Source organism: Tritonibacter scottomollicae, from assembly GCF_003003215.1.
Classification (GTDB): Bacteria; Pseudomonadota; Alphaproteobacteria; order Rhodobacterales; family Rhodobacteraceae; genus Epibacterium; species Epibacterium scottomollicae.
In genome coordinates, this window is the sequence record NZ_PVUF01000001.1 from 44,539 (window position 1) to 68,593 (window position 24,055).

A 24,055-nucleotide genomic window follows, 5' to 3' on the forward strand; every position below is an offset into this window, starting at 1 on the left:
GGCGGTTCGAGGTCACGAAATTACTCTTGCGGCGGGTCTCGCGTGGTTATTGCGAAACCGGGTGTGGATCGGGCTCTGCGGCCCTTGGCGCCGCTGGGCGCAGCAGGTGGGTCACGGCCAGTCCCATCAAGAGCGCCCAGAAGGGGGCGCCGATACCAAGGAAGGTGACACCGGAGACGGTCATCATGAAGGTGATCAGCGCCGCCTCGCGTCCCCGGCTGTCGGCCAACGCGGCGGAGAGGCTGTTGCCGATGGTTGACAGCAGCGCCAGCCCGGCCACGGTAGCAATCAGCGCCTTGGGCGCGATCAGGAACAGGCTGATCACCGTCGCGCCGCCAAGTCCCACCAGACAGTATAGCACACCCGCAACCACGCTGGAGAGATAGCGGCTCTTGGGGTCCTCGTCCGCCTCTGGTCCGGCGCAGATGGCGGCGGTGATGGCGGCGAGGTTGAAGGCAAAGCCACCAAAGGGCGCGAGGATCAGCGAGGCAAGGCCGGTGACGGTCAGGCTGGCGGAGACAGGCGGCGTGTAGCCCGCCCCGCGCAGGGTGACGACGCCGGGCATGTTCTGCGAGCACATGGTCACGATATAGAGCGGCAGGCCAACGCCGATCAGAACCGGCAGCGAGAACGCGGGCGCCACGAACTCTGGCAGGGAAAGGCTCAGGTTCAGCGCTTCGAGATCGCCAAACGATCCGGCCCAGGCGGCCCAGAGGCAGCCGACCAGCAGCACTGCGGGAATGGTGTAGCGCGCAAACCAGATCCGCCCGGCCAGGAAGGTCGCCCCCATGAGACCCACCAGGGCCACATCGCTGCCAAGCGCGGTGAAAGCCGAAAGACCGAACTGGAACAGGATCCCGGCCAGCAGCGCATTGGCCAGCGCATCCGGGATCAACCGGGCCAGCCTTGCAAACCAGCCGGTGAGGCCAGTGAGGGTCAGGAGCGCGCCGCAAAACAGGAAGGCACCGACGGCCTGCGACAGCGGCACGCCGTTGAGGCCCGTGGCCAGCAGCGCGGCCCCCGGCGTGGACCAGGCGGTGAGGATCGGCATGCGGAACCACAGTGATAGGATCAGGCTTGTGAGCCCCATGCCCAAACCCAGCACCACCAGCCAGCTGTTGGCCTGCGCCTGCGTCGCGCCCACCGCCTTGATGGCCTGAAAAATGATGGCGACAGAGCTGGTATAGCCCACCAGCACCACGATCGCGCCCGCCGCCAGATGGGAGAGTTTCAGTCGGCTCAGCATGCGGGTTTTCCTCGGGCGATGGCTGGGATAGGTGTTGTGCGTTATAGCGTACGATACAGGTTGTGCGCTATAACGCACAAGCCCTCATTTTGGGGATGCCCAGCGGGCAGCAAAGGTTCGGGAAGACGGGATGGCTACGGTATGAGCGACGACAGTATCACCTTGAACTTGCGGGAAATCCGCGCGGCCTCGGGGTTGAGCCTGTCGCGCGCCGCCGAGGTTACCGGCGTCAGTAAGGCCATGCTGGGTCAGATCGAACGGGGCGAATCAAGCCCGACGATTGCTACCCTGTGGAAGATCGCCAAGGGGTTTCACCTGCCGCTCACTGCGCTGATCGACGAAGGCTCCCGTCCCTCTGGCATCGGGGGCGAGGTCTATCGGACCGTGCAGTTTCCCGGCAGCATCACCGTGAAGATCGTCTTTCCCTTTGACCCCAACTTGGGGGCGGAGACCTTTCACGTCAGCCTGAAGCCAGGGCAAAGCCACGAATCGCAGCCACATGACAGCGGCGTCACCGAAGAGGTCTTTGTGCTGGAGGGGGCGATGGAGGTGCTGCGTGACGGTGATTGGGTGGCGCTGGAGCCGGGGCAGGGGCTGCGCTTTGCCGCCGACCAGCCACATGGCTATCGCAGCCTGCACAGCGGCGCGGCGTTCCTGAACATGCACCACTATCGCCACGCGGCAGGGTTGCGCGCGGCCGATTGACGCCACCGGCTTGTCCTGCCCCTACCGCAGAGCGTACCACTGGCGGCAAGGCAATTTGATCCGGGACATTTGCAATATGGATAAAGACACCCTGCGCGGCAGCCTGCTGATGGCTCTGGCCATGGCCGCTTTTGCGATCGAGGACATGATCATCAAATCGGTAGCGGGCGCGATGCCCACGGGGCAGGTGCTGATCGTCTTTGGCCTGGGCGGCATGGCGATCTTTGCCGTCATGGCGCGTGCGCAGGGGTCTTCCTTGTGGCACCCGGGCTTTTGCACGCGCCCGCTGCTGTGGCGCTGCGTCGCGGAGGTGTCGGGGCGGCTGTTCTTCACCCTGGCGATCGTTTTGGCACCGCTGTCGCTGGCCTCGGCCATTCTGCAGGCCACGCCGCTGGTGGTGACCGCAGGCGCAGTAGTGTTCTTTGGTGAAAAGGTTGGCTGGCGGCGCTGGCTGGCGATCTGCGTCGGCTTTGTCGGTGTGCTGATGATCCTGCGTCCGGGCATGAGCGGCTTCGAGGCGACCTCGCTTCTGGCGGTGGCGGGCATGCTGGGCTTTGCCGGGCGCGACCTGGCCACCCGGGCGGCGCCCAAAACCATGAGCAACGCCCAGCTTGGGATCTTTGGCTTTGCCATGCTGGTGATCGCGGGCGTCATCCTGCTGGCCTGGACGGGGGGCGCGGTTTGGCCCACGGGCCAGCAAAGCGGCGCGCTGGCAGTTGCGATCGCGGTGGGTGTGCTGGCCTATATGGCGCTCACCGGGGCGATGCGCACCGGCGAGATCTCTGTCGTGGCGCCGTTTCGCTACTCGCGGTTGGTCTTCGCGATGGCGCTGGGGGTTCTGGTCTTTGGCGAACAACCCGACCTGATGACCATCCTCGGGTCGGTGGTCGTCGTGGCAAGCGGCATTTTCACCCTGTTGCGCAGCCAGAAAACGGCCTGAGAGGGCAGCTGGGAGGGGCGCAGGCGGCACAGGTCCCGTGATTTGTGTCGCAGGTGATCTTGCGCCCGCCTGCATGGCGACTTACATCTGCGCCCCATGGCCCAAGCAAAGACAGACCCGAACTACAAAGTTATTGCCGAAAACCGCCGTGCGCGGTTTGATTACGCGATCGAGGAAGACCTCGAATGCGGCATCATGCTTGAAGGGTCGGAAGTCAAATCCCTGCGGGCCGGTGGCTCCAATATCGCCGAATCCTATGCGGCGGTGGAGGAGGGCGAACTGTGGCTGGTGAACTCCTACATCGCCCCCTACGCGCAGGCGAAATCCTTCAAGCATGAGGAACGCCGCCGTCGCAAGCTCCTGGTCTCGCGCAAGGAAATGGCGAACCTGTGGAATGCGACCCAGCGCAAGGGCATGACGCTGGTGCCGCTGGTGCTGTATTTCAACCACCGCGGCATGGCGAAGATCAAGATCGGTATCGCCAAGGGCAAGAAGAACCACGACAAGCGCGAAGCGGCAGCCAAGCGCGACTGGTCGCGGCAGAAGCAACGCCTGCTGAAGGATCACGGCTGAGGCCGATCCGCGAAGTTTGGGACACTGTTGACGAAGAAAAGGCCCCGTTTGGGGCCTTTGTTCTGTTTGAAACCGATCTTTCCGACGCGGAGACCGTTCAGGTCATCGCCCGCAAATCCGCGATCATCTTGTCGATATCTCCGCCGTTGCGGTCGATAATTGCACCGATTTCCGTGCGCTCTGTCAGCAGCAGGTTCACGCCTTCGATGAACATGTTGAAGAACAGGTCCTTGCCGGAGCGGTTCGACACATGGAACGTCACCTCGAAGGGCGATTGTCCCCGCAGATAGGCGACGCAGGAAACCTCGTACCACTTCTTAACTTTTTTCACGCCGGTCACTTCCAGGCGGCCACCGATGAACTCACGGAACCGGCTGCCATATTTCTTGGCGATGTAGCCCTGGAAAGCATCGGAGAAGGCGCGTTTTTGGGCCGAGCTTGCCCGGCGCGCGTCGACGCCCATGGCGTAGGCCGCAATGTAGGAGGTGTCGCTGTAGCGCTGGAAAATGCGCTCGAAGTCGCCATACATCGACCGCTCGCTTTTGCCGGATGCGATCACCTTGTTGATGTCGGTGACGAGGCGCGTGATCAGATTGGATGCGGAGCTTTCATTGAGCGCAAAGGCCGGAAGCGCAGCAAAGGACGCCCCTATGGCACCCAGCGAAGCAAGGAATTTACGGCGAAGCATGGTTTAGAACCCTCCGGTATCTAGTTCGAACGGATCGATTTCAGAGCCGGCATCTTCCTGGCCCAGCTCGAACCGCCGGTTTTGCAGGTAGATCTGGCGACCCTGCGCATAACTGTCAGCGCTCTCGTAGAGAATCGAGTCGATCGTGTCGGAATATGTACCGCGATTGCCCAGCTGGTCCACGACCTCTGCCGGAATTTGCAGGTCTTCGGCGGGATTGTTCTCAAGCTGGCTGAGCGGATTGGTGAAAAAATCAACAACAATGCCGACGGCATCGCGGGTGGTGGAGGGCCCATAGGCGGGCAATTCCACATATGCGCCTTCGCCGGCACCCCAGACATGCAGGGTTTCTCCAAAGTCGGTGCGAGCTTCCGCCATCTTGAAGTCAGACGCCGGGTCGCCAAGGCCCCCGATGCCCAGCACCGTATTCACCGCAAACCGACCAAGCGCCTGCCCCGCGCCCTTGATGTTGCCTTGCAGCAGGTAATTCACTGCATCGCCGGGCTTTGACAGGTTTTCCGCGAAATTTCCGAAGGCCGTCACCATGTCCGGAGGGACGACCGCGACATACCCTTTTGACGCCGGACGGAATGCATATCGGTCCAGCCCCTTGTTGAACTGGTGAACCGAACGATTGGTATTTTCGTAGGGATCGAAGATCTCTCCAGCAGCTTTCGCGGCCGGATCCTGCGTGGCGCAGGCGGAGGTCAGTACCGCAGTGGAAAGGACCAACGCAGTTGCGGATTTTTTCAACAAAGCAATCATGTCTACCAATTCTTCAGTTGCGGTCGGCGCACGGCCCCCCGTCACCTAGGGGTCACTTAGCAATCTCTGCGGTTCTTCCCAGCCCATAACCACAGCAAGACCAAATTATGTGACAGATTTGGAACATATGCCAGTCACTCTTTGAAAAGGGCTTCGGGGCTTTATAAGGGGATCAGGGCACGCTCTACTAGGACGATATGAAGAATACATTTGCAAATGCTGGCCGGGACGAACTTCTGGCGATCCGTCGCCGGAGCCGAGGCCTTTTTGGGGCGGTCGCGCTGCTGAGCGCTTTCGTGAACATGCTGATGCTCACGGGGCCGCTCTATATGATGCAGGTCTATGACAGGGTATTGGGCAGCCGGTCCGAAGCCACATTGCTGGCGCTGACTCTGTTGGTGGTCTTTCTCTACGGCATGATGGGGCTGCTGGACGCGGTGCGCGGTCGGATCATGCGGCGGGTTGCGGCCCGGTTTCAGGCTGGTCTGGACCGTCGCGTCTTTGATGCAATGATCCGACGTTCGGCGGTGTCCGGTGATCCCGAGGCGCAGACCGGGCTCAGTGATCTTGAAAGTATCCAGAAGCTGATTGCCTCCCCAGTCGTCATGGCGGGGTTCGATTTGCCCTGGACGCCGATCTTTCTGGCGGGCATCGCACTTTTTCACCCCTGGCTTGGGATATTGGCGATTTGTGGCGGTGGCGTGCTGATTGCGATTGCGGTGATCAATCAGATTCTCAGCACGGCGCCTGGCAAGGCTGCCATGGTCAGCGGACATCAAGCCATGGTGCAGTCCGAGGAAATCCGCACCGAAGCCGAAATGATCCAGGCCATGGGAATGCGGCAGGCGGCCTTTCAACGCTGGCGCGTGGCACGCGACAAGGCGTTGGCCGACAGTGTATCCGCGTCCGATGTCACCGGCACCTTTGGCACTTTGACAAAAACGCTGCGCCTGTTCCTGCAATCCGCGATGCTCGGTTTGGGGGCCTATCTGACACTGCAGGGCGAGGTCAGCCCCGGTGCCATGATCGCTGGGTCTATCCTTCTGGGGCGCGCGCTGTCCCCGATCGAGGTTGGGCTGGGGCAATGGCCGCTGGTACAACGAGCCCGGAAGGGCTGGCAGAACCTCGAAGAGCTTCTGGGCAAGACACCGCCCGAAGCCGCGCGCACAGCCCTGCCGGAACCGCGCGCACTGCTCGAAGTGGAGGCGATTGCCGCTACGGCGCCGGGCGAGTCGCGCCCCTTGCTGCGCAATGTCACCTTTCGGGTCGAACCCGGCGAAGCGATCGGGGTGATCGGCCCGTCGGGCTCCGGCAAATCCACTCTGGCGCGGGTTCTCACAGGGGCCTGGCGCACCGCGGCTGGAACCGTGCGCCTCGATGGTGCGGCGCTGTCGCAATACGATCCCGCAGTGCTGGGCGATCACATTGGATACCTGCCGCAGCGGGTGCAGCTCTTTGACGGTACGATTGCGCAAAATATCGCGCGCCTTGCCGAAACGCCCGATGCGGCCGCGGTGGTGGAGGCGGCCAAATCTGCGGCTGCGCATGATATGATCGTCAAGTTGCCAGACGGCTACGACACCCGTGTGCGCGCTGGTGGCGGACGTCTCTCTGGCGGTCAGATGCAGCGTATCGGTCTTGCGCGGGCCTTGTTTGGTAAACCGGCCATCGTGATTCTGGATGAACCCAACTCTAACCTCGACAATGAAGGGTCCGTCGCGCTCAACAATGCAATCAAACGGCTGAAGGCGCAGGGGAAATCGGTGCTTATCATGGCGCACCGTCCAGCGGCCATCCAAGAGTGCGACAAGCTATTGGTTATCGATCAGGGCACCATGACCGCCTTTGGCCCCAAGGATGAGATCCTGCGCAAGATGGTGACCAATCACCGCGACATTCAGCAGGGCGGCACGGCCCGCCCGCCTCAGGGTGCAGCCGGTGGCGGAGGAGCGACGCGATGAACGAGGCGAAAGACAGTAGTTGGCCGGTGCGCGGCGCTCTGTTGGTTGGAGTACTGGGGATCGCTGTGCTTCTCGGCGGGTTTGGCACCTGGGCGGCGTTTTCCAACATTGCCGGTGCGGTTGTGGCCTCCGGCCAGATCGAGGTGGATCGCAATCGACAGGTTGTTCAGCACATCGACGGCGGTGTGGTGGCTGACATTCTGGTGGATGAGGGCGATCTGGTGGCAGAGGGGCAGACCTTGTTGCGTTTGGATCCTGCCGATTTGCGGTCGGAACTGACCATCACGGAAGGTCAGCTGTTTGAGCTGATGGCCCGTCGCGGGCGGTTGGAGGCGGAGCGTGACGAAGTAGACGACATCACGTTCTCAGAGGAACTGTTGCAGCTGGCCCAGACCCGGCCAGAGGTCGCGGAGCTGGTGGAGGGGCAAAGCCGCCTGTTCGAGGCCCGGCGCGAATCGGTACGTCGGGAAGTCGAGCAGCTTGAAAAACGCGCCTCGCAGATCGAAAATCAGATTGTCGGGATTAAGGCGCAACAGGCTGCCACCCGCGAGCAATTGCAGCTGATCAAAGAGGAGCTGGGCAACCAGCAATCGTTGTTCGATCGCGGGTTGGCACAGGCTTCGGTCGTCTTGAACTTGCGCCGCAACGAAGCCAATCTGCAGGGAACGCTGGGCGAGCTGATTGCGTCGGAGGCGCAGGCCGAAGGGCGGATCACAGAGCTGGAGATCGAAACCCTGAAGCTGAACACCCAGCGCCGCGAAGAGGCCATCACCCGCGTGCGCGATCTGCGCTACCAGGAACTGGAACTGATCGAGACGCGGCGCTCTTTGCGGGATCGGCTCAGTCGTCTTGAGATCACCGCGCCGGTGTCCGGCATTGTCTATGGCATGACGGTTCGAACGCCGCGATCCGTGATCCGGCCGGCCGACCCTGTGCTCTACCTCGTGCCGCAGGATCGCCCGCTGGTGATCGCGGCGCAGGTGGCCCCCACGGACATCGACCAGCTCCATGTGGGGCAATCCGTGTCCATCCGACTGCCCGCACTCGATCAGCGGCAGACGCCGGAACTCTTCGGCGCGGTCACTCTGTTTTCGGCGGATGCGTTCCGTGATGAGGCGACGGGACGGTCCTACTACCGTGCTGAAATCGAACTGAACGAAGGCGAAATGGACCGTCTGCCCGGCGGCACAGTCCTGATCCCGGGCATGCCGGTCGAGAGCTATATCCGCACTGCAGACCGTTCGCCGCTGGCCTATCTGGTGAAGCCGCTGGCCGACTATTTCGTCAAGGCCTTCCGCGAGCGCTAAGGGCGGCGCGCAAACCATGGCCGAGCCGCCGCAATTGCCTCTTTCCCGAAGGAACCTTCCGCTGTAGCGTCCGCCGCAAAGACAGACGGACACTGGCAAAGGAGCCCGACCATGAGCGTTGACGCGAAACTTCAATCCCTCGGCCTGACACTTCCCGACGCCCCGGCGCCTGCGGCAAATTATGTGCCCTTCGTGGTCTCGGGCAACATGGTCTATGTCTCCGGTCAGATCTCGGCGGACGAGAATGGTCTGATCACCGGCACCTTGGGCGATGATCTTGACGTGGACGCGGGGCAGGCGGCGGCCAAGCGCTGTGCTTTGTCTTTGCTGGCTCAGGTCAAAGCCGCCTGTGGTGGCGACCTAGGCAAGCTGAAGCGGGTGGTCAAACTGGGGGCCTTCGTGAATTCCACAGCCGATTTCACCCAGCAGCCGCAGGTCGTGAATGGGGCCTCTGATGTTCTGGTTGAAATCCTCGGTGACGCTGGACGTCATGCACGCTCGGCTGTCAGCGCGCCTTCGCTTCCGATGGGAGTCGCGGTCGAGATCGACGGTATTTTCGAAATCGAGAGCTGATCTGATGTCGACACCGGCTCTGCCTGCAGCATTTCTGCAGCGCCCAATCGCTCACCGTGCGTTGCATGGACAACAGGAACACTGCCCCGAGAACAGCCGCGCTGCGATCCGCGCGGCGGTCGAGGCAGGCTATGGGATTGAGATTGACCTTCAGCTTTCGGCGGACGGTCGGGCGATGGTTTTTCATGACGAACAACTGGAGCGTTTGACCGACGCGGCGGGGCCGGTGCGCGCGCGCACGTCAACTGAGTTAGAGGCGATCCCGCTCAAGAACGGCGATGGCGAGTGCATTCCAACGTTTCGCGAAGTGCTGGATATTGTCGCCGGGCGTGTCGCGCTCTTGGTGGAAATCAAGGATCAAGACGGTGGGTTGGGGCTCAATGTTGGCCCGTTGGAGGCCGCCGCCGTTGCCGATCTGGCCGGTTATGACGGGCCGGTGGCCCTGATGTCGTTCAACCCGCACAGCATCGCAGAGGTTGCCCGGCTTGCGCCTCATTTGCCGCGCGGTCTTACCACCTGCGCCTATGATCCGCAGGAGTGGGCACCGCTTGCTGCTGAAGAGTGTGACGCCCTGCGCGCGATCTCCGATTTCGACCGTGTCGGCGCCTGTTTCATCAGCCACGAGGCGCGCGATATCACCCGTGCCCGGGTGCAGGCCCTGCGGGCAGATGACGTGCCGATCCTCAGCTGGACCATCCGCTCACCCGGCGAAGAGGCTGAAGTGCGCCGCTTCGCCGACAACGTGACGTTTGAAAATTATCTTTCTGCTCTAGGCGCTTGATCAGGCGTAACCTGCGCCCAAATAAGGGAGAGGCAGTGAGAGGCGGAATGGATCAGGCGCAAATTGAAATTCAGGTGCTTGGCAGCCTGACGCAAATCGATGCGTCGGACTGGGACGCCTGCGCCTGCCCCGAAGCTGCTGAGGGCAGACGCCCCGATGATCCCTTTACCACCCACCGGTTTCTGAGCGCGCTGGAGGTGAGTGGCTCTGTCGGGCCGGGCACCGGCTGGCAGCCACAATACCTGGTCTGTTACCTCGACGGGCAGATGATTGCCTGTGCGCCGCTCTATGCGAAGGGCAACAGTCAGGGCGAATATATCTTCGACCACAACTGGGCGCATGCCTATGAGCGGGCAGGCGGCCGTTACTATCCAAAGCTGCAGATTGCTGTGCCCTTCACTCCGGCGACGGGGCGGCGCTTTCTTGTGCGACCGGGCTACGAGGAAATCGGCGTGTCGGCCCTGGTGCAGGGAGCGGTGCAATTGGCGACGGATAATCAGTTGTCCTCGATGCACGTGACCTTTTGCACCAAACGGGAGGCAGAGATCGGCCGCGCGCTTGGCCTGATGCCGCGCAGCACCCAGCAGTTTCACTGGCTGAATGACAGCTATGAGAGATTTGACGATTTTCTTGCGGCGCTTTCCTCGCGCAAGCGTAAGAACATCCGCAAGGAACGACGCCAGGCGCAGGGTTTTGGCGGGACCATCGAAACCTATACGGGCGCGGATTTGCGGCCGGAGCATTGGGATGCCTTCTGGCGGTTCTATCAGGATACGGGCAGCCGCAAATGGGGCACGCCCTATCTGACCCGTGAGTTCTTCGACATCGTACATCACACCATGGCGGATGATATGGCTCTGGTGTTGGCTGAAGGCGACGGTGCTCCGGTGGCCGGGGCGCTGAACTTCATCGGACATTCTGCGCTTTATGGCCGATACTGGGGGTGCACCGAGCATCACCCCTGTCTGCATTTTGAGCTGTGCTACTATCAGGCGATCGACCTCGCCATCGAGATGGGGCTCGCGCGTGTCGAGGCAGGCGCGCAGGGCGAACACAAGCTGGCCCGGGGCTATCTGCCGACCGAGACTTCGAGTCTGCACTGGGTGGCAGACCCAGGATTTCGCACTGCGATCGAACAGTATCTGGACGCGGAAGGCGCCGCCGTGGACGAGGAAATCGAAATCCTCACCAGCTATGGCCCTTTCAAGAAAACCCAAGTGGAGGAACAAGAATGACAGAAAAGCTCTCCGAAGAGACCCGTGGACCACTTCTGAAGCCGTTGTTTGATACGGGATGGGAGATGGAGGACGGACGGGACGCGATCCGCAAGACGTTCAAGTTCTCCAACTTTGTCGAAGCCTTTGCCTTCATGACCAAGGCGGCGATCTGGGCCGAGAAATGGGACCATCACCCGGAATGGAGCAACGTCTACAATACTGTGACGGTGGTGCTGACCACTCATGACGTGGACGGGCTGAGCACCTTGGACGCCAAACTTGCCCGTAAGATGGATGGTCTGGTCTGAGCGGTGCAGGTCGAGGCAATAAAGCTGAGGCGGGCCATTGGCAGGGCCCGCCTCATTTCATCTGTTGCAGCAGCCCTCGGTTGCGGCCGACACGGGCCGCGGCGCATCGGGGCAGCTCGCCATATGGCAACACATGTTGAGCACAATGGCGGTCAATAGAGCGGCAACGTCTCCGTCGCACGCCACATCTTCTGTAGCCGCTTGTGGTCAAGACCGACGCCGGCCTCTTTGGCCTTGATCAGCTCATTCGCGATATGATGCTCTGGCGAAGCGGCATCCATGTCTTCCATCAGATCTTCAAGCCGATCCCGCACAGCGCTTGCATCGCGTGCGGCAACCATGGAATCCAGTAGTTTTTTCAACTGCTTGAGAAACGCTTTGGTTTTCTTGGATGAGAACATCACCTGTGTGAATTCTGCCGTTGCTCGCAGTTTGCGCAGGCTCTTGCGGAAACTGTCGCGGGCCTGACTGTCCAGGCGTTTCAGCGTCTCACCATGTTTCAGGGCCTGGTTCAGGCGCAGTTCCAGCGTTTCATGGCAGAGAGCTTCCAGCTTCTCCTGACTTCCCGCAGCCGGGCGCCAGAACTCGGGATCGCTCATATCGCGGCCTCGCGCCATCATTTCGACGACCCGCTCCCCTTCAAGGAGCTCACGCAGGGCAGCACGCTCGCTGTTAATCCGTTCCAGCGCCCGCACCTCCAGCGACTGCAGCGCTGTATTGTCGGGCAATGCCACCCGTGCAGGGGTCAGCGTATCCTGCCAGAGCAGGTACAGATCGCGCAGGCGGGTGACCTCCGCGCTGAGCCATCGCGCGTCGTCCAGCAGCGCCTTGTTGTGATCGGGGGGCAGCAGCGGTCGGAACAGGGTCAACCCGCTGCGCAACCGCCTGAGCGCAACGCGCAAGGCCTGCGCGCTGTCAAAGGCATCGTCTCGCGCCACAAAGGCGCGAGCGGTGTCGATTTCTTCCATGACCTCCGCCATGATGCTGGCGGGGTGGTTCGCAGGGCTATGCGGATCAGTCATTCGTCTGTGTTCAAGGCCTTGGCTGTATGGGCAGAAGTGCACTGTGACAGATTACAGCGCATCCAGCAGCCCTTCGCCAGCAGACACTTCACAGGTACCCGGACTTTCTTCGAGGTGCAGGATTTTTACCTCACCATCTTTTACCACCATGGCATAGCGTTTGGACCGACCGATCAGGCCAGCGGGTGGTGCGTCAAACCGCATGCCGATGGCGTCGGTAAATGTGCATTCCGCGTCTGCCAGCATGGTGATGCCTGCGTCCGCAGCGCCGGTGGCCTCGCCCCATGCTTTCATCACGAACGGGTCATTGCCTGCGATACAGATGATTTCGTCGACGCCCTTGGCCGCGAGCTGATCCTTGGTACGGATGAAGCTCGGCACATGCGCAGAGTGGCAGGTGGGGGTGAACGCGCCGGGTACGGCAAAAATCGCCACCGTGCGCCCGGATGTCAGATCCTGGAGTGCGACCGGTTCAGGGCCTTCCTCTCCGATCCGGGTCAGTGTGGCGGCGGGCAGCTTGTCTCCAACGGATATCATCGGGCGGTCCTCTCTGTGGTTTTCGAACGGGCTCACGACGGGTTTGGGCAATTGCGTCACGACAGCCCCTGCATGTAGTGTCCCGCGCAGACGGTATAAGAACTGCATCAGGAGACAAGAGGGCACATGACTCATATCGCGGTGATTGGCGCGGGCCAGGCAGGGGCGTCCCTGGTGGCAAAGCTGCGCAAGAGCGGGTTTGACGGTGATATTACCCTGATCGGGGCCGAAGAGGCATTGCCCTATCAGCGCCCGCCGCTGTCCAAGGCCTATCTCTTGGGAGAGATGGAGGTGGAGCGCTTGTTCCTGCGCCCCGAGAGCTTTTATGCGGAGAACAACATCACACTCCGCCTTGGCGCCAAGGTGGACGCGATCGACCCGGCGGCAAAGACCATTCGCATCGGCGAGGAGATCATCGCCTATGACCAGCTGGCTCTGACCACCGGCTCGCATCCGCGCCGCCTGCCGGTCTCCATTGGTGGGGATCTGGGAGGCGTGCATGTCGTGCGCGACCTCACTGATGTTGATGCCATGGCCCCGGCGGTGACCGACGGCGCTCGCGCGTTGATTGTCGGTGGAGGATATATCGGACTGGAGGCGGCCGCAGTCTGCGCCAAACGCGGGGTATCGGTGACTTTGGTTGAGATGGCAGACCGCATCTTGCAACGAGTCGCAGCCCCCGAGACCTCGGATTACTTTCGCACGCTTCACACCGGCCACGGCGTCGACATCCGCGAAGGTGTCGGCCTCAACCACCTTGAAGGCGAGGACGGCACGGTGACGCGCGCGGTGCTGAGCGATGGCAGTACGCTTGATGTGGATTTCGTGGTGGTTGGCGTCGGCATCGCTCCGGCCTACGAACTGGCAGAGGCCGCAGATCTTGAGATCGAGAACGGCATTCGCACTGACGCACATGGCCGTACGTCTGATGCGTCAATCTGGGCCGCGGGCGATTGCGCCTCTTTTCCCTATAAGGATCACCGCATCCGGTTGGAAAGCGTGCCCAATGCCATCGACCAAGCGGAAGTGGTGGCCGAAAACATGCTGGGTGCGGAAAAAACCTACGTTGCCACGCCTTGGTTCTGGTCTGACCAGTATGATGTGAAGTTGCAGATCGCCGGTTTGAACTCTGGGTATGACAATGTGGTCACCCGTCAGGGCGAGGGCGCTACGACCTCCTTCTGGTACTACACCGGCGACCAGCTGGTGGCGGTCGACGCGATGAATGACCCCCGTGCCTATATAGTGGCGAAACGTCTGATCGAAGCGGGCAAAACCGCAGACAAGACCGTGGTGGCCAACCCGGATGCGGATCTGAAGCCGCTGTTGAAAGCGTGAGGATTATTGCTGGCGATTTCCGCGGTCGCGCTCTTGCGGCCTTGGGCAAAGGCGATGCGGCTGCCCATCTGCGCCCGACCACGGATCGGGTGCGCGAAAGCCTGTTCAACGTGCTGTCTCATCGGGTCGAGTTCGAGGAGGCGCGTGTGCTGGACGTTTTTGCCGGCACGGGGGCGCTGGGGCTCGAAGCTCTATCGCGCGGCGCGGCTGCGGTTGCGTTTGTGGATGATGGGCGCGTGGCGCAAGGGTTGATCCAGAAGAACATCGACATCTGCCGCGCCAAACCGCACTGCCACCTGCACCGCCGGTCAGCGTTGAAGCTCGGCGAAAATCCTGACCCGGCATTTGATTTGATCTTCCTCGATCCCCCATATGGCAAGTCACTCGGGCAAAAGGCGTTGACCGCGCTCAGTCTGGGCGGCTGGATTGCCCCGGGCGCGCTTGTGGTCTGGGAAGAAAACGCGCCGATGGATGCGCCCGAAGGCTTCACGCTGGAGGATGCGCGCAAATATGGCGACACGCATATCACATTGCTTTGGGCGCAGCATGAGGCGCGCTCTTAGATAAATCTCAGATGCGCCTGCGATGAGAATCGACCCGGCGCCGCAGTCTGCATGGAGGATCCGCATGCCCACGACCTATCCCAGACCTGCGCTGGTGATCTTTGACTGTGACTGAGTTCTGGTGGACAGCGAGCGGGTGTTCAACGCGGTGCTCGCGCGCAACCTGACGGGCCATGGTCTGACCCTCGACACAGATCAGAGCATGACCACATTTGCGGGTCTTGCCATGCCAGAGGTTGCAGCCAGTGCAACCCAGATGGGGGCCACCTTGCCACAGGATTGGATCGACGAAGTCTATGGTGAGGCCTATCAGACCTTGCGTGACGGCGTGCCGCTGATCCCCGGCGTCATGGAGGTCATCGCCCGTCTCGATCACGAAGGTATCCCCTGCTGCGTTGTGTCCAACGGGAGCGAGGAGAAGATGCGGATTACACTCACGCCGCATGGTCTCTGGGATCGGTTCCACCCCAACGCCATGTTTTCGGCCCATACGCTGAAGGTTGCTAAACCTGATCCGGGCATTTTCCTCGCGGCGGCCGCCCACTTCGATGTGCAGGCGCGGGATTGCGTTGTGATCGAGGACACGGCCACGGGTGCGCGCGGGGCAGCCAGGGCGGGCATGCAGTGCTTCGGCTACGCCGCGCATGACAACGGTGCCGCACTTGTCGCCGAGGCGGCAGAAGTATTCCACGACATGACGGATCTGACGCGCCGTCTCGGCCTGAGCTGACGCGCGGGGTCATCTGAGGGAGGTGGCTGAGCCGACTGGTCGCGTAGTCGGCATACAGGGGCAGGAGGGGTCTCGCCCTCCGCCTTGATCAGTCGTTCTTATAGGTCGGGTGGAACAGCCCGGCAGGCGACAGGGTGAAGATATCCACCCCATCCGCCGTCACACCGACAGAATGTTCGAACTGCGCCGACAGCGATTTGTCGCGGGTCACGGCGGTCCAGTCATCTGCCAGCACCTTGGTTTCGGCGCGGCCCAGGTTCAGCATCGGTTCGATGGTGAAGAACATGCCTTCTTCCAGCACCGGCCCGGTGCCCGGACGACCATAGTGCAGCACATTCGGCGGTGCGTGGAACACCTGACCCAGCCCATGGCCGCAGAAATCGCGCACCACGCTCACCCGCTGGCTCTCGGCATAGGACTGGATCGCATGGCCGATGTCGCCAAAGGTATTGCCGGGCTTCACCACCTCGATGCCCTTCATCAGCGCATCATGGGTGATCTGGATCAGCCGTTCGGCCTTGCGCGGCAGCTTGCCCGCCACATACATGCGGCTGGTGTCGCCGAACCAGCCATCGACGATCACGGTGACGTCGATGTTGAGGATATCGCCATCCTTCAGCTTCTTGTCGCCGGGGATGCCGTGGCAGACCACATGGTTGATCGAGATGCAGCTGGCGTGCTGATAACCCTTGTAGCCGATGGTGGCCGAGGTCGCGCCCGCGTCCTCCACCATCTGGGTGATGATGCGGTCAATCTCGCCCGTGGTCTGGCCGGGGAAGACATGCTGGGCGATCTCATCAAGAATCTTCGCCGCAAGCGCACCGGCTGCGTGCATGCCCGCAAAATCGGACTGATCGTAGATGCGGATACCGTCTTTGGTGGTGCGGCCGTTCTTGGATCTCATCGGGGCATGCTCCGTCGCGTGTCGTTTGCCAGCTATTTAGGGGTTTCCACCGCAAAGGGCCAGAGGCGGCAGGGGTCTTTGTCGGAACCTTCGCCAGGGTCGCGCGTTTTAGGGCGAGAAATACATAAAGAAACGCCAAAAGGGACGCGCAATGGAAAGTTTAAACACACTTATGCAGACCGAGATCTACGACGGCAAGGCGCTGACGGATCTGGTCACGCTGGAATTTCTGGCCCAGCTTCTCGGCAATGTGCTGGCGGCTGCGTTTATCCTCATTGTCGGCTTCATTGTTGCGAGTTGGGCAAAGCGGCGTGTCGTTGCCCTAAGTGACAGCCATATGCGTCTCGACAATACTCTGTTCCACTTCCTCGGCAATGTGGTTCGTTACATCATTCTGGGCTTCGCTCTCCTGTTCGTGCTGAACACATTCGGCGTTCAGACCACCTCCATCATCGCTGCCATCGGTGCGGCGGGCCTGGCCATCGGTCTTGCCATGCAGGGCGCGCTGTCGAATGTGGCGGCGGGCGTCATGATCATCCTGTTCCGCCCCTTCAAGCTGGGTGATTTTATCGACGTGAACGGCGAGATGGGCACGGTGAAGGAGATCAGCCTGAACAATACCGTCATCGCCAGCCTGTCCAACGTGAAGGTGATCATTCCCAATGCCGAGGTCTGGGGCAATACGATCTCTAACTATTCCGTCTACGACACACGTCGCGCCGAGTGGAGCTTTGGCGTGGGCTACGGCGCAAATCTCGCGTTGGCCGAACGCACAATCCGCGACACCATCATGGCTGATGACCGCTCGCTCAGTGATCCGGAGCCGTTTATCCAGGTCAATAATCTGAACGACAGCTCGGTCGATTTTCTCGTTCGGGTCTGGGTCAATTCTGCGGATTATTTTCAATATCAGGCGGATATGAAGCGCAAGGTGAAGGAAGCCTTGGACGGTGCCGGTGTGGATATTCCTTTCCCGACACGTACTCTCGTGCAGCCCGACAACCCGCAAGACGAAGAGCGCGACGCGGCATAATGTTATTCGGTCATCCCGCGAAGGGGTGGCCGACTTCCACACCATCGGGGGTGATCTGGGTTCCGATGACCAGCCGTTCGACGCCCCGTGCCTGCGCTGCATCGAATTCGGCTGCGTAGGTCGGGTCAATGTCGGAGGCCAGCTGGAAATCTGTGCAATCCGTACGTTGCACCAGATAGAGCATCACCGCCCGATGACCGGCGTCTGCCATTTTGGCAAGCTCTCGCAGATGTTTTGCTCCGCGTGCGGTGACACTGTCAGGGAACTCGGCCAGCCCGGGTTCGCGCGATAAAGTCACGCTTTTGACCTCGACATAGGCATCGGGCAGGCCGTCGCCACTCAGTAGGAAATCGATGCGGCTGTTCTCGCCATATTTCACTTCGGCCCGCAGGGAAGAGTAGGCGGCGAATTCTGCAATCTTGCCGACCTCCAACGCGGCCTTGAGGGCACGGTTCGGCACCGATGTATCGACACCGGTGAAATGCCCGTCCGCATGTTCCACCAGCCGCCAGCCGTATTTCAGCTTTTTCTTCGGGTCGTCGTTGGGTTCCAGCCAGATCCGCATGCCGGGTTCTGCCAGTCCCATCATCGAGCCGGGGTTGGCGCAATGGGCGGTCACTTCGCGCCCGTCCTCCAGTCGGCAATCAGCCAGGAAGCGTTTGTAGCGTTTGATCAGCGTGGCGGGGATCAGGGGCGTTGGAAACTGCATGCCACCGGTCATGCGCCAGAAAGCGCCGCCTGTCAAAGCCGGGACCGTGCCGGGCGCGCGAACGTGGTTGCACCGGCTGTCGGGGAAGCTATCCTCTGGCGGAGCCTCGAAAAACACATCCGCATGAAATTCAGGAGACGCGCCATGCCCAATCCCACCGCTGCAATGCTTGTGATCGGGGATGAAATTCTGTCGGGGCGCACGCGCGACTCCAACATGTATTTTCTCGCCGGAGAATTGAACAAACTCGGCGTCGACCTGAAGGAAGTGCGCGTGGTGAGCGATGAGGCCGATGCCATCGTGGCCGCGGTTACGGATCTGTCGAACGGCTATGACCATGTCTTCACATCCGGTGGTATCGGCCCAACGCATGACGATATCACAGCCGATTGTATCGCCCGTGCCTTCGGGGTTGCGATCGACGTGCGAGCAGATGCCCGTGCCATTCTCGAGGAGCACTATGCCAAGACCGGTGCGGAGCTGAACGAGGCGCGTCTGCGCATGGCCCGTATCCCTGATGGTGCGACGCTGATCGACAATCCGGTGTCCCGCGCGCCCGGCTTCACGCTGAACAACGTGCATGTGATGGCAGGGGTGCCTGCGGTATTTCAGGCCATGGTGGCCACGGTCCTGGCGACACTGGCAGGGGGGCAGCCGCTTCTGAGCCAAACCCTCCGCGTGGACCGGGGCGAGGGCGAGATCGCGGCGATCCTGTCCGCGCTGGCCGAGAAATACAGCGACCTGTCGATCGGTTGTTATCCGTTCCAGATAAACGGAGCTTTTGGCGCCAATGTGGTGGTGCGCGGCACGGAGGGGGCGCGTTTGGATGCGGCGATGACCGAACTGGCACGGGATCTTGGCCTGTGAGCACCACTGCGGTGACCGATCCGAAGTATTATGACGTGGTGGAGGCGACATGGCCGTGTCTGCGCAAGGAAGAGCTGGGCGCCATCACCCTGCGCGTGGGGGCAGGCGGTGGCAGCCGCGTGTCGGCCGCAACTGCCGAGGCCGAGGTCAGCGACGACCAGATCGCCGAGGCAGAGGCCGCCATGCAGGCGCTCGACCAGCCGCGCCTGTTCATGATCCGCGACGGGCAGGTCGATCTTGACGCTCAGCTGGATCGTCTCGGTTATGTGGTGGTGGATCCGGTGGTGCTTTGGACCTGTGCGCCTTCTTTGCTGACGGATGTGCCGATCCCGCGTGTCACCACGTTTGATGTTTGGGAGCCTTTGGCGATCCAGCGCGAAATCTGGGAGACCGGCGGCATCGGCCCCGCGCGCCTGGCGGTGATGCATCGGGCCGTGGGGCCAAAGACGGCCTTGCTGGGACGCTGGGACGACAAGCCTGCGGGGGTGGCCTATGTCGGGCTGCACGGTGACATTGCCATGCTGCATGCGCTTGAGATCCTGCCGCATCAGCGCCGCAAGGGCATGGGCGTCTGGATGATGCGTCAGGCCGCCGTCTGGGCAGAACAGCACGGAGCGGCGGAACTTTCTGTTCTCTGCACGCGCGCCAATGTCGCTGCCAACGCGTTATACAGTGGCCTCGGCATGACGGAGGCCGGAGGCTATCACTATCGGATCAAACATTGACCAGCAGTCGCCGGAGGAGGGCGCCCGCATGACACAGATAAAAGAACCCACCGCGCTCGACCTGCCGATGACGGACCCGCTGCCACCTGAAACGCAGAAGTATTTCGACATCTGTCAGGATAAACTGGGCATGGTGCCCAATGTGCTGAAGGCGCATGCGTTTGACGTTGAAAAGCTCAATGCCTTTACCGCCATGTACAACGACCTGATGCTTGGCGACAGCAAGCTGACGAAGCTGGAGCGGGAAATGATTGCCGTCGTCGTCTCCTCCATCAACAAGTGCTTCTACTGTCTCGTCGCGCATGGGGCCGCGGTGCGACAATTGTCAGGCGATCCGCAGCTGGGCGAGATGCTGGTGATGAACTACCGCGTGGCGCCGCTGGATGCACGGCAGCGCGCGATGCTGGAATTTGCCGCAAAGATGACGCGCGCCAGTGCCGAGATCGAAGAGGCTGATCGCGAGGATTTGCGCGTCAACGGTTTCGATGATCGCGACATCTGGGATATCGCCAATGTGACGGGGTTTTTCAACATGACCAACCGTGTCGCCAGTGCCACCGCAATGGTGCCCAACGCTGAATACCACGGGCAGTTCCGTTGAGCCTGCGGCGGCTTCTCCCTGTTGCGCTGGCGCTTGGACTTGGTGGGCATGCGGCATTTGCTGCGCCTATCCAGATCCCGCTGCCTGACGGCGAGGAGCTGCTGCGCGAACAGGAAACGCCACTTGATACGCTGCTTATTCCCACAGGACCTGTTGCCGGGGATGACGTGCCCGCCCGCGCGCTGGAAGGGCGCGTTTATCGGCGCAGCTGGCGGGTCAGTGGCGATTGGAGCACGCTGCAGGTTCTTGCGCCGATCCGGAGCGCGCTGCACGAACAGGGATTTGAAACCATCTACAGCTGCACGGCGCGTGCCTGCGGCGGGTTTGGATTTCGGTTTGGAATCGAGGTGATCCCTGCGCCGGACATGGCGGTGAACCTCTCGGATTATGAATTCCTGTCAGCCCAGCACCCGGACACAGGCGCTGCGGTGTCGTTATTGGCCTCCCGCACCGCCGGATCGGTCTATGTGCAGCTGTTGGAGCGGTATGACCCGGCACATCGCGTGCGTCCCCCCTCGCTTCCTGAGGCGTTGTCGTCGCCAGATGCCGAGAGTTCTGACGATGTGACAGATGGCAATACCGCCCTTTCGGCATCAGCAGAGCAGGCCCTGCTGATAGACGCCTTGAAGAAGGGCGGCAGCCTGTCTACCGGTGCGATCAAGGACCTGCTGGTGTTGCAGGGACATGTCCCGCTTCTGGATCTGGAGTTCGATACTGGCTCGACCCAGATGGGGGAAGGGCCGTTTGATACGCTGGAACAGCTGGCCACATTCATGCGCAGCAACCAGAGCGCCGTGATCCTGCTGGTGGGTCATACCGATACGGTTGGTGCGTTGGATGGAAACATCGCGATCTCACGACAACGGGCCGCCAGCGTGCGCGCGCGGCTGGTCTCCAAGTATGAGATTGCCGGGGATCGCATTCAGGTCGCCGGTGCCGGTTTTATGGCCCCGCTGGCACCCAACTCCACCGAGGCTGGGCGGGAAATCAATCGCCGGGTGGAGGCGGTCCTGGTTCAGCCCTGAACGCCCCCCCCGGTCTCAGGCCAACAGGATCCAGACCGCGACACCAAACAGCATCAGGGCGAACCCTTTGTTCAGCAGTCGCGCTTGTCCGGGGCTTGAGAAGACGGTGGCAAGTTGATCGCCGACCAGCGTCCAGACTGTAAATGCCAGCAAGTTATTGAGTGTGAAGACGGTGGTGATCAGGATGACCAGCCCAGCGTTCTCCCGATCCGAGGGCGGCAGGAACTGGGTGAACATCAGGGCGATGATGACATAGGCTTTTGGATTGAGAAGCAGCAGCATCACCCCATCACCGAACCGGGCCGAGGACGCCGTTGTGGTCACACCGGTGTGGCTGGCCTTCAGGAACCGCCAGGCGATCCACAGTATATAGAGGCCACCCAACAGTTTCAGAGTGCCAAACACCGCTGGCGCCTGCGCGATGATCGTCAGGCTGCCAAAGCCGATCATCAGGGTGATGCCCCATGTTGCAAGGTGATATCCGGCCGAAGCCGCCAAGGTGCCACTCGCCCCAAACCGGGCTCCCGCCGCGGCAAAATACAGGTTGCCGGGACCGGGGCTATAGGCCAGCGGGAACAAGAACATCAGCAAGGCAAGTATCATGATGGCTCTCCTCGGGGGGCAGGATGTGAGCCCTAGAGATGCACGGCAATTCACTTCTATCGCGACCCGAAACCTGCGCATTGGAGGCACCCGACAGACGAAAAAGCCCCTCGCGGAAGGCGCAAGGGGCAGAACGTCTGGCAGGGCCGTGAATGGCTGTGGGGTCAGCGGGGCAGAGGCGGCGCCCGCCCTACCAGGTTTCCATGCCTTTCTGAGCAAAGGCATGGACGAGGAAATCGATAAAGGCGCGCACCTTCGGTTGGGTGAAACGGCCCGGCGGGTAGACGGCATAGACGCCAAGGGTTTCGACCGGCAGCGTGGGCATGACATCTTCGATCAGCCCCTCGGCCTTGGCCTCGGCATAAAGATAGCTCGGCAGATAGGCGATCCCGAGACCGGAGATCGCCGCGTTCAGCAGCGATTGCCCGTCGTTGACCGACAGCCAGCCGGTGGAGCGCACCTGGCGCTTCTCGCCGGACGGGGCGGTCAGTTTCCAGACGTTGCCGCTGGACTGGTTAGAGTAATGCAGGAGCTTGTGTTCGTTGAGGTCGTCGATCTTCTGCGGGCGACCGTATTTCTCAAGGTATCCGGGCGAGGCCACCATCCGCTTGGTGGTCTCGGTCAGCTTGCGGGCCCGCAGGGAACTGTCTTCCAGCTCGCCAATGCGCAGCGCCATGTCGAACCCTTCGGAGATCAGCTCCACAAAACGGTTGTTCAGCACCATGTTGACGGTGATGTCGGGATAATCACCGAGAAACTCTGACAGCACCGGCGACAGGTGGTTGACGCCGAAATCGGTGGCGACCGAGATCCGCAACAGTCCCGAGGGCGCGGTTTGCATGGAGGTCACCAGGGCATCCGCCTCGCCGGCATCGTTCAGCACCCGACGGGCGCGGTCGTAATAGGCCAGACCGATTTCGGTGGGCGACACGCGGCGCGTGGTCCGGTTCAGGAGACGCGCGCCAAGGCGGGCCTCGAGGCTGGACACATGTTTGGAAACCGCCGACTTGGAGATGCCCATCCTCTTGGCGGCGTCGGTGAAGCCACCTTGATCCACCACATTGGCAAAGGCTTCCATCTCGGTCAGTCGGTCCATTTCACAATCCTCGTCGCACATTCTGTCTTGCGTCCTTCCTGCGGGGGAATTCGGGCAAGAACGGGGCGGGCTTGGGATAATTGCAGGGTTTTCGCCGGATCGTTCAGGCTGGGGAAACAAGCGATGTGCAACAGTTCGCTCCACACCGAAGCCTTGTGCGATGTGGCCGGGGTATCAGGAGAGGTCATTGAAAACACGAGGACTCCTGCCATGCTGACCTGCATCATCCGCTACCAGATCGACCCCACGAAACAGGCGCAGTTCCGCCAGTATGCGCAGACCTGGGGGCAGGCCATTCCCCGCAATGGTGCAGACCTGATCGGCTATTTCGCCCCGCATGAGGGCTCCTCGACACTGGCCTATGGCATCTATTCGATACCGTCTCTGGCCGAATATGAAGCTTATCGCGCGCGTTTGGCAGCCGATCCGCTGGGGCGGCAGAACTATGAATTTGCCCAAGCTGAAAAGTTCATTTTGCGTGAAGACCGCAGCTGGCTCAAACTGGCCTCGGCACCCCATGGCACCACAGGAGAGGCACAGTGATTGCAGTCATATTCGAAGTCATTCCGGCGGAGGGCAAACAGGACGCCTATCTGGAACACGCCGCCGCGCTCAGGCCGCTGTTCGAGGTTATGGAAGGGTTCATTTCGGTGGAGCGGTTCCAGAGCCTGACCACACCGGGAAAGCTGCTGTCGCTGTCGTTCTGGGAAGATGAGGACGCATTGGCGCGCTGGCGGCAGCTGGAGAAGCATCGCGCGGCACAGAGCAAGGGGCGCGACGGCTATTTTGCCGACTACCGCCTTCGGGTTGCCGGCGTGATGCGTGACTATGGCATGACGGAGCGCGCGCAGGCTCCGGCAGACAGTCGCGCCCTGCATGACAGCTGAAAGGTGGTCGGTAGACCTCCCGCCAGTCGGGGTTACATTCAAATGCCACCCTCCTGTTGGGCCGCGCAGCGCGCCTGCGGCGCGCTGCAGTTGCGGGTCGCGCCAACGGTGCGGCTGAGACCTGACCGGCGCCGGGTCAAGGGCCGCATCTGCGGCCGTGCCGCAGGCACGGTTTATCCTTGAGGCGACAGAGGTCTCGTAAACTGGAAAAGGCGCTTCAGGAGCAGATCTGCCCCTGAAGCGCCTCTCAGTGGGTTTTCCTGCATCGCGCAGCGATGCCCGGCCCAACGCCGCCAGCCGGTCCCGGCAAAGCCGGGGCAGGCGCGGGGGCGGGAGCCCCACCGGCCGTAT

General features: G+C 61.6%; 29 protein-coding genes. 19 read left to right on the forward strand and 10 right to left on the reverse strand.

What is annotated here, in order from left to right; translation table 11 throughout:
* Nucleotides 1-46 precede the first annotated feature (46 nt).
* Nucleotides 47-1,246, reverse strand: coding sequence for a benzoate/H(+) symporter BenE family transporter (locus tag CLV89_RS00230; RefSeq protein ID WP_106161375.1), 1,200 nt, complete (start codon nt 1,244-1,246; stop codon nt 47-49).
* A gap of 141 nt (nt 1,247-1,387) precedes the next feature.
* Between CLV89_RS00230 and CLV89_RS00235 the strand changes: the two genes are divergently transcribed.
* From CLV89_RS00235 to smpB, 3 genes are all read left to right on the forward strand, one after another.
* On the forward strand, nt 1,388-1,951 hold the full coding sequence (locus CLV89_RS00235) for a helix-turn-helix domain-containing protein (protein ID WP_106161377.1): 564 nt from the start codon (nt 1,388-1,390) through the stop codon (nt 1,949-1,951).
* Between the two features lie 76 nt (nt 1,952-2,027).
* Nucleotides 2,028-2,891, forward strand: a complete 864-nt coding sequence (locus CLV89_RS00240) for a DMT family transporter (protein ID WP_106161379.1) — start codon at nt 2,028-2,030, stop codon at nt 2,889-2,891.
* 96 nt (nt 2,892-2,987) lie between these two features.
* On the forward strand, nt 2,988-3,464 hold the full coding sequence (gene smpB / locus CLV89_RS00245; RefSeq protein WP_106161381.1) for an SsrA-binding protein SmpB: 477 nt from the start codon (nt 2,988-2,990) through the stop codon (nt 3,462-3,464).
* 97 nt (nt 3,465-3,561) lie between these two features.
* On the opposite strand, the gene CLV89_RS00250 is transcribed toward smpB, so the two are convergent.
* Both CLV89_RS00250 and CLV89_RS00255 read right to left on the reverse strand, forming a co-directional pair.
* Complete coding sequence (locus CLV89_RS00250; protein ID WP_106161383.1) at nt 3,562-4,152, reverse strand: MlaC/ttg2D family ABC transporter substrate-binding protein; 591 nt, start codon at nt 4,150-4,152, stop codon at nt 3,562-3,564.
* Nucleotides 4,153-4,155: 3 nt separating this feature from the next.
* Nucleotides 4,156-4,917: an MlaA family lipoprotein gene (locus CLV89_RS00255; RefSeq protein ID WP_106161385.1), complete on the reverse strand. Its 762-nt coding sequence runs from the start codon at nt 4,915-4,917 to the stop codon at nt 4,156-4,158.
* A 197-nt stretch (nt 4,918-5,114) separates the two neighbouring features.
* Between CLV89_RS00255 and CLV89_RS00260 the strand changes: the two genes are divergently transcribed.
* The 6 genes from CLV89_RS00260 to CLV89_RS00285 all read left to right on the forward strand — a co-directional run bounded on the left by CLV89_RS00260 (nt 5,115) and on the right by CLV89_RS00285 (nt 11,064).
* On the forward strand, nt 5,115-6,878 hold the full coding sequence (locus tag CLV89_RS00260; RefSeq protein WP_106161387.1) for a type I secretion system permease/ATPase: 1,764 nt from the start codon (nt 5,115-5,117) through the stop codon (nt 6,876-6,878).
* On the forward strand, nt 6,875-8,185 hold the full coding sequence (locus CLV89_RS00265; protein ID WP_106161389.1) for an HlyD family type I secretion periplasmic adaptor subunit: 1,311 nt from the start codon (nt 6,875-6,877) through the stop codon (nt 8,183-8,185). The genes CLV89_RS00260 and CLV89_RS00265 overlap by 4 nt, the downstream gene beginning before the upstream one ends.
* 111 nt (nt 8,186-8,296) lie before the next feature.
* Nucleotides 8,297-8,758, forward strand: coding sequence for a RidA family protein (locus CLV89_RS00270; protein ID WP_106161391.1), 462 nt, complete (start codon nt 8,297-8,299; stop codon nt 8,756-8,758).
* Nucleotides 8,759-8,762: 4 nt separating this feature from the next.
* On the forward strand, nt 8,763-9,539 hold the full coding sequence (locus tag CLV89_RS00275; RefSeq protein WP_106161393.1) for a glycerophosphodiester phosphodiesterase family protein: 777 nt from the start codon (nt 8,763-8,765) through the stop codon (nt 9,537-9,539).
* Between the two features lie 47 nt (nt 9,540-9,586).
* Nucleotides 9,587-10,774, forward strand: a complete 1,188-nt coding sequence (locus CLV89_RS00280; protein ID WP_106161395.1) for a GNAT family N-acetyltransferase — start codon at nt 9,587-9,589, stop codon at nt 10,772-10,774.
* Nucleotides 10,771-11,064 carry a 4a-hydroxytetrahydrobiopterin dehydratase gene (locus CLV89_RS00285; protein ID WP_106161397.1) on the forward strand — a complete coding sequence of 98 codons (294 nt, stop codon included), beginning with the start codon at nt 10,771-10,773 and terminating at the stop codon, nt 11,062-11,064. Before CLV89_RS00280 ends, CLV89_RS00285 begins: the two co-directional genes overlap by 4 nt.
* Nucleotides 11,065-11,216: 152 nt before the next feature.
* Here the strand turns inward: CLV89_RS00285 and CLV89_RS00290 are convergent, their stop codons facing one another.
* Both CLV89_RS00290 and CLV89_RS00295 read right to left on the reverse strand, forming a co-directional pair.
* Nucleotides 11,217-12,086 carry a CHAD domain-containing protein gene (locus CLV89_RS00290; RefSeq protein ID WP_106161399.1) on the reverse strand — a complete coding sequence of 290 codons (870 nt, stop codon included), beginning with the start codon at nt 12,084-12,086 and terminating at the stop codon, nt 11,217-11,219.
* A gap of 51 nt (nt 12,087-12,137) precedes the next feature.
* Nucleotides 12,138-12,623: a peroxiredoxin gene (locus tag CLV89_RS00295; protein ID WP_106161401.1), complete on the reverse strand. Its 486-nt coding sequence runs from the start codon at nt 12,621-12,623 to the stop codon at nt 12,138-12,140.
* A 126-nt stretch (nt 12,624-12,749) separates the two neighbouring features.
* Between CLV89_RS00295 and CLV89_RS00300 the strand changes: the two genes are divergently transcribed.
* The 3 genes from CLV89_RS00300 (at nt 12,750) to CLV89_RS00310 (ending at nt 15,254) form a co-directional block, all read left to right on the forward strand.
* Nucleotides 12,750-13,961, forward strand: coding sequence for an NAD(P)/FAD-dependent oxidoreductase (locus CLV89_RS00300; protein WP_106161403.1), 1,212 nt, complete (start codon nt 12,750-12,752; stop codon nt 13,959-13,961).
* Nucleotides 13,958-14,524, forward strand: a complete 567-nt coding sequence (gene rsmD / locus CLV89_RS00305; RefSeq protein WP_106161405.1) for a 16S rRNA (guanine(966)-N(2))-methyltransferase RsmD — start codon at nt 13,958-13,960, stop codon at nt 14,522-14,524. Before CLV89_RS00300 ends, rsmD begins: the two co-directional genes overlap by 4 nt.
* Nucleotides 14,525-14,645: 121 nt before the next feature.
* Entirely contained in the window at nt 14,646-15,254 is a 609-nt protein-coding gene (locus CLV89_RS00310; protein WP_423837287.1) for an HAD family hydrolase, read from the forward strand.
* A gap of 88 nt (nt 15,255-15,342) precedes the next feature.
* Here CLV89_RS00310 and map read toward each other — a convergent pair whose 3' ends face one another.
* Entirely contained in the window at nt 15,343-16,158 is an 816-nt protein-coding gene (gene map, locus CLV89_RS00315; RefSeq protein ID WP_106161407.1) for a type I methionyl aminopeptidase, read from the reverse strand.
* Nucleotides 16,159-16,309: 151 nt separating this feature from the next.
* Here map and CLV89_RS00320 point away from each other — a divergent pair, with 151 nt between their 5' ends.
* On the forward strand, nt 16,310-17,191 hold the full coding sequence (locus CLV89_RS00320) for a mechanosensitive ion channel family protein (protein WP_106161409.1): 882 nt from the start codon (nt 16,310-16,312) through the stop codon (nt 17,189-17,191).
* Nucleotides 17,192-17,201: 10 nt separating this feature from the next.
* Here the strand turns inward: CLV89_RS00320 and sfsA are convergent, their stop codons facing one another.
* Entirely contained in the window at nt 17,202-17,900 is a 699-nt protein-coding gene (sfsA, locus tag CLV89_RS00325; RefSeq protein ID WP_106162284.1) for a DNA/RNA nuclease SfsA, read from the reverse strand.
* A 144-nt stretch (nt 17,901-18,044) separates the two neighbouring features.
* Here sfsA and CLV89_RS00330 point away from each other — a divergent pair, with 144 nt between their 5' ends.
* Genes CLV89_RS00330 through CLV89_RS00345 form a run of 4 tightly spaced genes read left to right on the forward strand, consistent with a single transcriptional unit; the run spans nt 18,045 to nt 21,118 of the window.
* Nucleotides 18,045-18,767, forward strand: a complete 723-nt coding sequence (locus CLV89_RS00330) for a competence/damage-inducible protein A (RefSeq protein WP_106161411.1) — start codon at nt 18,045-18,047, stop codon at nt 18,765-18,767.
* Entirely contained in the window at nt 18,764-19,492 is a 729-nt protein-coding gene (locus CLV89_RS00335; protein WP_106161413.1) for a GNAT family N-acetyltransferase, read from the forward strand. The genes CLV89_RS00330 and CLV89_RS00335 overlap by 4 nt, the downstream gene beginning before the upstream one ends.
* 28 nt (nt 19,493-19,520) lie before the next feature.
* On the forward strand, nt 19,521-20,093 hold the full coding sequence (locus tag CLV89_RS00340) for a peroxidase-related enzyme (RefSeq protein ID WP_106161415.1): 573 nt from the start codon (nt 19,521-19,523) through the stop codon (nt 20,091-20,093).
* Nucleotides 20,090-21,118 carry an OmpA family protein gene (locus CLV89_RS00345; RefSeq protein WP_243394896.1) on the forward strand — a complete coding sequence of 343 codons (1,029 nt, stop codon included), beginning with the start codon at nt 20,090-20,092 and terminating at the stop codon, nt 21,116-21,118. Before CLV89_RS00340 ends, CLV89_RS00345 begins: the two co-directional genes overlap by 4 nt.
* 15 nt (nt 21,119-21,133) lie before the next feature.
* Here CLV89_RS00345 and CLV89_RS00350 read toward each other — a convergent pair whose 3' ends face one another.
* From CLV89_RS00350 to CLV89_RS22530, 3 genes are all read right to left on the reverse strand, one after another.
* Nucleotides 21,134-21,721 carry a LysE family translocator gene (locus CLV89_RS00350; protein ID WP_106161419.1) on the reverse strand — a complete coding sequence of 196 codons (588 nt, stop codon included), beginning with the start codon at nt 21,719-21,721 and terminating at the stop codon, nt 21,134-21,136.
* A 190-nt stretch (nt 21,722-21,911) separates the two neighbouring features.
* Entirely contained in the window at nt 21,912-22,817 is a 906-nt protein-coding gene (locus CLV89_RS00355) for a LysR family transcriptional regulator (RefSeq protein ID WP_106162285.1), read from the reverse strand.
* Nucleotides 22,805-23,029: a hypothetical protein gene (locus CLV89_RS22530; RefSeq protein WP_165798069.1), complete on the reverse strand. Its 225-nt coding sequence runs from the start codon at nt 23,027-23,029 to the stop codon at nt 22,805-22,807. The genes CLV89_RS00355 and CLV89_RS22530 overlap by 13 nt, the downstream gene beginning before the upstream one ends.
* Here CLV89_RS22530 and CLV89_RS00360 point away from each other — a divergent pair.
* Together CLV89_RS00360 and CLV89_RS00365 are read left to right on the forward strand one after the other, a co-directional pair.
* The gene (locus tag CLV89_RS00360; RefSeq protein ID WP_106161421.1) at nt 23,028-23,360 is read left to right on the forward strand and encodes an NIPSNAP family protein; all 333 of its coding nucleotides are present in this window, start codon (nt 23,028-23,030) and stop codon (nt 23,358-23,360) included. The two genes, CLV89_RS22530 and CLV89_RS00360, sit on opposite strands and share 2 nt — an antisense overlap.
* Nucleotides 23,357-23,704 carry an antibiotic biosynthesis monooxygenase family protein gene (locus CLV89_RS00365; protein ID WP_106161423.1) on the forward strand — a complete coding sequence of 116 codons (348 nt, stop codon included), beginning with the start codon at nt 23,357-23,359 and terminating at the stop codon, nt 23,702-23,704. Before CLV89_RS00360 ends, CLV89_RS00365 begins: the two co-directional genes overlap by 4 nt.
* The last annotated feature ends 351 nt before the right edge of the window (nt 23,705-24,055 follow it).

Coding starts and splice junctions, on each gene's coding strand:
- CLV89_RS00350 (WP_106161419.1), bottom strand. CDS start 21,721: ATGATACTTGCCTTGCTGATGTTCTTGTTCCCGCTGGCCTATAGCCCC.
- CLV89_RS00275 (WP_106161393.1), top strand. CDS start 8,763: ATGTCGACACCGGCTCTGCCTGCAGCATTTCTGCAGCGCCCAATCGCT.
- CLV89_RS00265 (WP_106161389.1), top strand. CDS start 6,875: ATGAACGAGGCGAAAGACAGTAGTTGGCCGGTGCGCGGCGCTCTGTTG.
- CLV89_RS00355 (WP_106162285.1), bottom strand. CDS start 22,817: ATGGACCGACTGACCGAGATGGAAGCCTTTGCCAATGTGGTGGATCAA.
- map (WP_106161407.1), bottom strand. CDS start 16,158: ATGAGATCCAAGAACGGCCGCACCACCAAAGACGGTATCCGCATCTAC.
- CLV89_RS00280 (WP_106161395.1), top strand. CDS start 9,587: ATGGATCAGGCGCAAATTGAAATTCAGGTGCTTGGCAGCCTGACGCAA.
- CLV89_RS00295 (WP_106161401.1), bottom strand. CDS start 12,623: ATGATATCCGTTGGAGACAAGCTGCCCGCCGCCACACTGACCCGGATC.
- CLV89_RS00250 (WP_106161383.1), bottom strand. CDS start 4,152: ATGCTTCGCCGTAAATTCCTTGCTTCGCTGGGTGCCATAGGGGCGTCC.
- CLV89_RS00290 (WP_106161399.1), bottom strand. CDS start 12,086: ATGACTGATCCGCATAGCCCTGCGAACCACCCCGCCAGCATCATGGCG.
- CLV89_RS00230 (WP_106161375.1), bottom strand. CDS start 1,246: ATGCTGAGCCGACTGAAACTCTCCCATCTGGCGGCGGGCGCGATCGTG.
- CLV89_RS00340 (WP_106161415.1), top strand. CDS start 19,521: ATGACACAGATAAAAGAACCCACCGCGCTCGACCTGCCGATGACGGAC.
- CLV89_RS00285 (WP_106161397.1), top strand. CDS start 10,771: ATGACAGAAAAGCTCTCCGAAGAGACCCGTGGACCACTTCTGAAGCCG.
- CLV89_RS00320 (WP_106161409.1), top strand. CDS start 16,310: ATGGAAAGTTTAAACACACTTATGCAGACCGAGATCTACGACGGCAAG.
- CLV89_RS00330 (WP_106161411.1), top strand. CDS start 18,045: ATGCCCAATCCCACCGCTGCAATGCTTGTGATCGGGGATGAAATTCTG.
- CLV89_RS00240 (WP_106161379.1), top strand. CDS start 2,028: ATGGATAAAGACACCCTGCGCGGCAGCCTGCTGATGGCTCTGGCCATG.
- CLV89_RS22530 (WP_165798069.1), bottom strand. CDS start 23,029: ATGGCAGGAGTCCTCGTGTTTTCAATGACCTCTCCTGATACCCCGGCC.
- CLV89_RS00260 (WP_106161387.1), top strand. CDS start 5,115: ATGAAGAATACATTTGCAAATGCTGGCCGGGACGAACTTCTGGCGATC.
- CLV89_RS00255 (WP_106161385.1), bottom strand. CDS start 4,917: ATGATTGCTTTGTTGAAAAAATCCGCAACTGCGTTGGTCCTTTCCACT.
- sfsA (WP_106162284.1), bottom strand. CDS start 17,900: ATGCAGTTTCCAACGCCCCTGATCCCCGCCACGCTGATCAAACGCTAC.
- smpB (WP_106161381.1), top strand. CDS start 2,988: ATGGCCCAAGCAAAGACAGACCCGAACTACAAAGTTATTGCCGAAAAC.
- CLV89_RS00360 (WP_106161421.1), top strand. CDS start 23,028: ATGCTGACCTGCATCATCCGCTACCAGATCGACCCCACGAAACAGGCG.
- CLV89_RS00235 (WP_106161377.1), top strand. CDS start 1,388: ATGAGCGACGACAGTATCACCTTGAACTTGCGGGAAATCCGCGCGGCC.
- CLV89_RS00270 (WP_106161391.1), top strand. CDS start 8,297: ATGAGCGTTGACGCGAAACTTCAATCCCTCGGCCTGACACTTCCCGAC.
- CLV89_RS00300 (WP_106161403.1), top strand. CDS start 12,750: ATGACTCATATCGCGGTGATTGGCGCGGGCCAGGCAGGGGCGTCCCTG.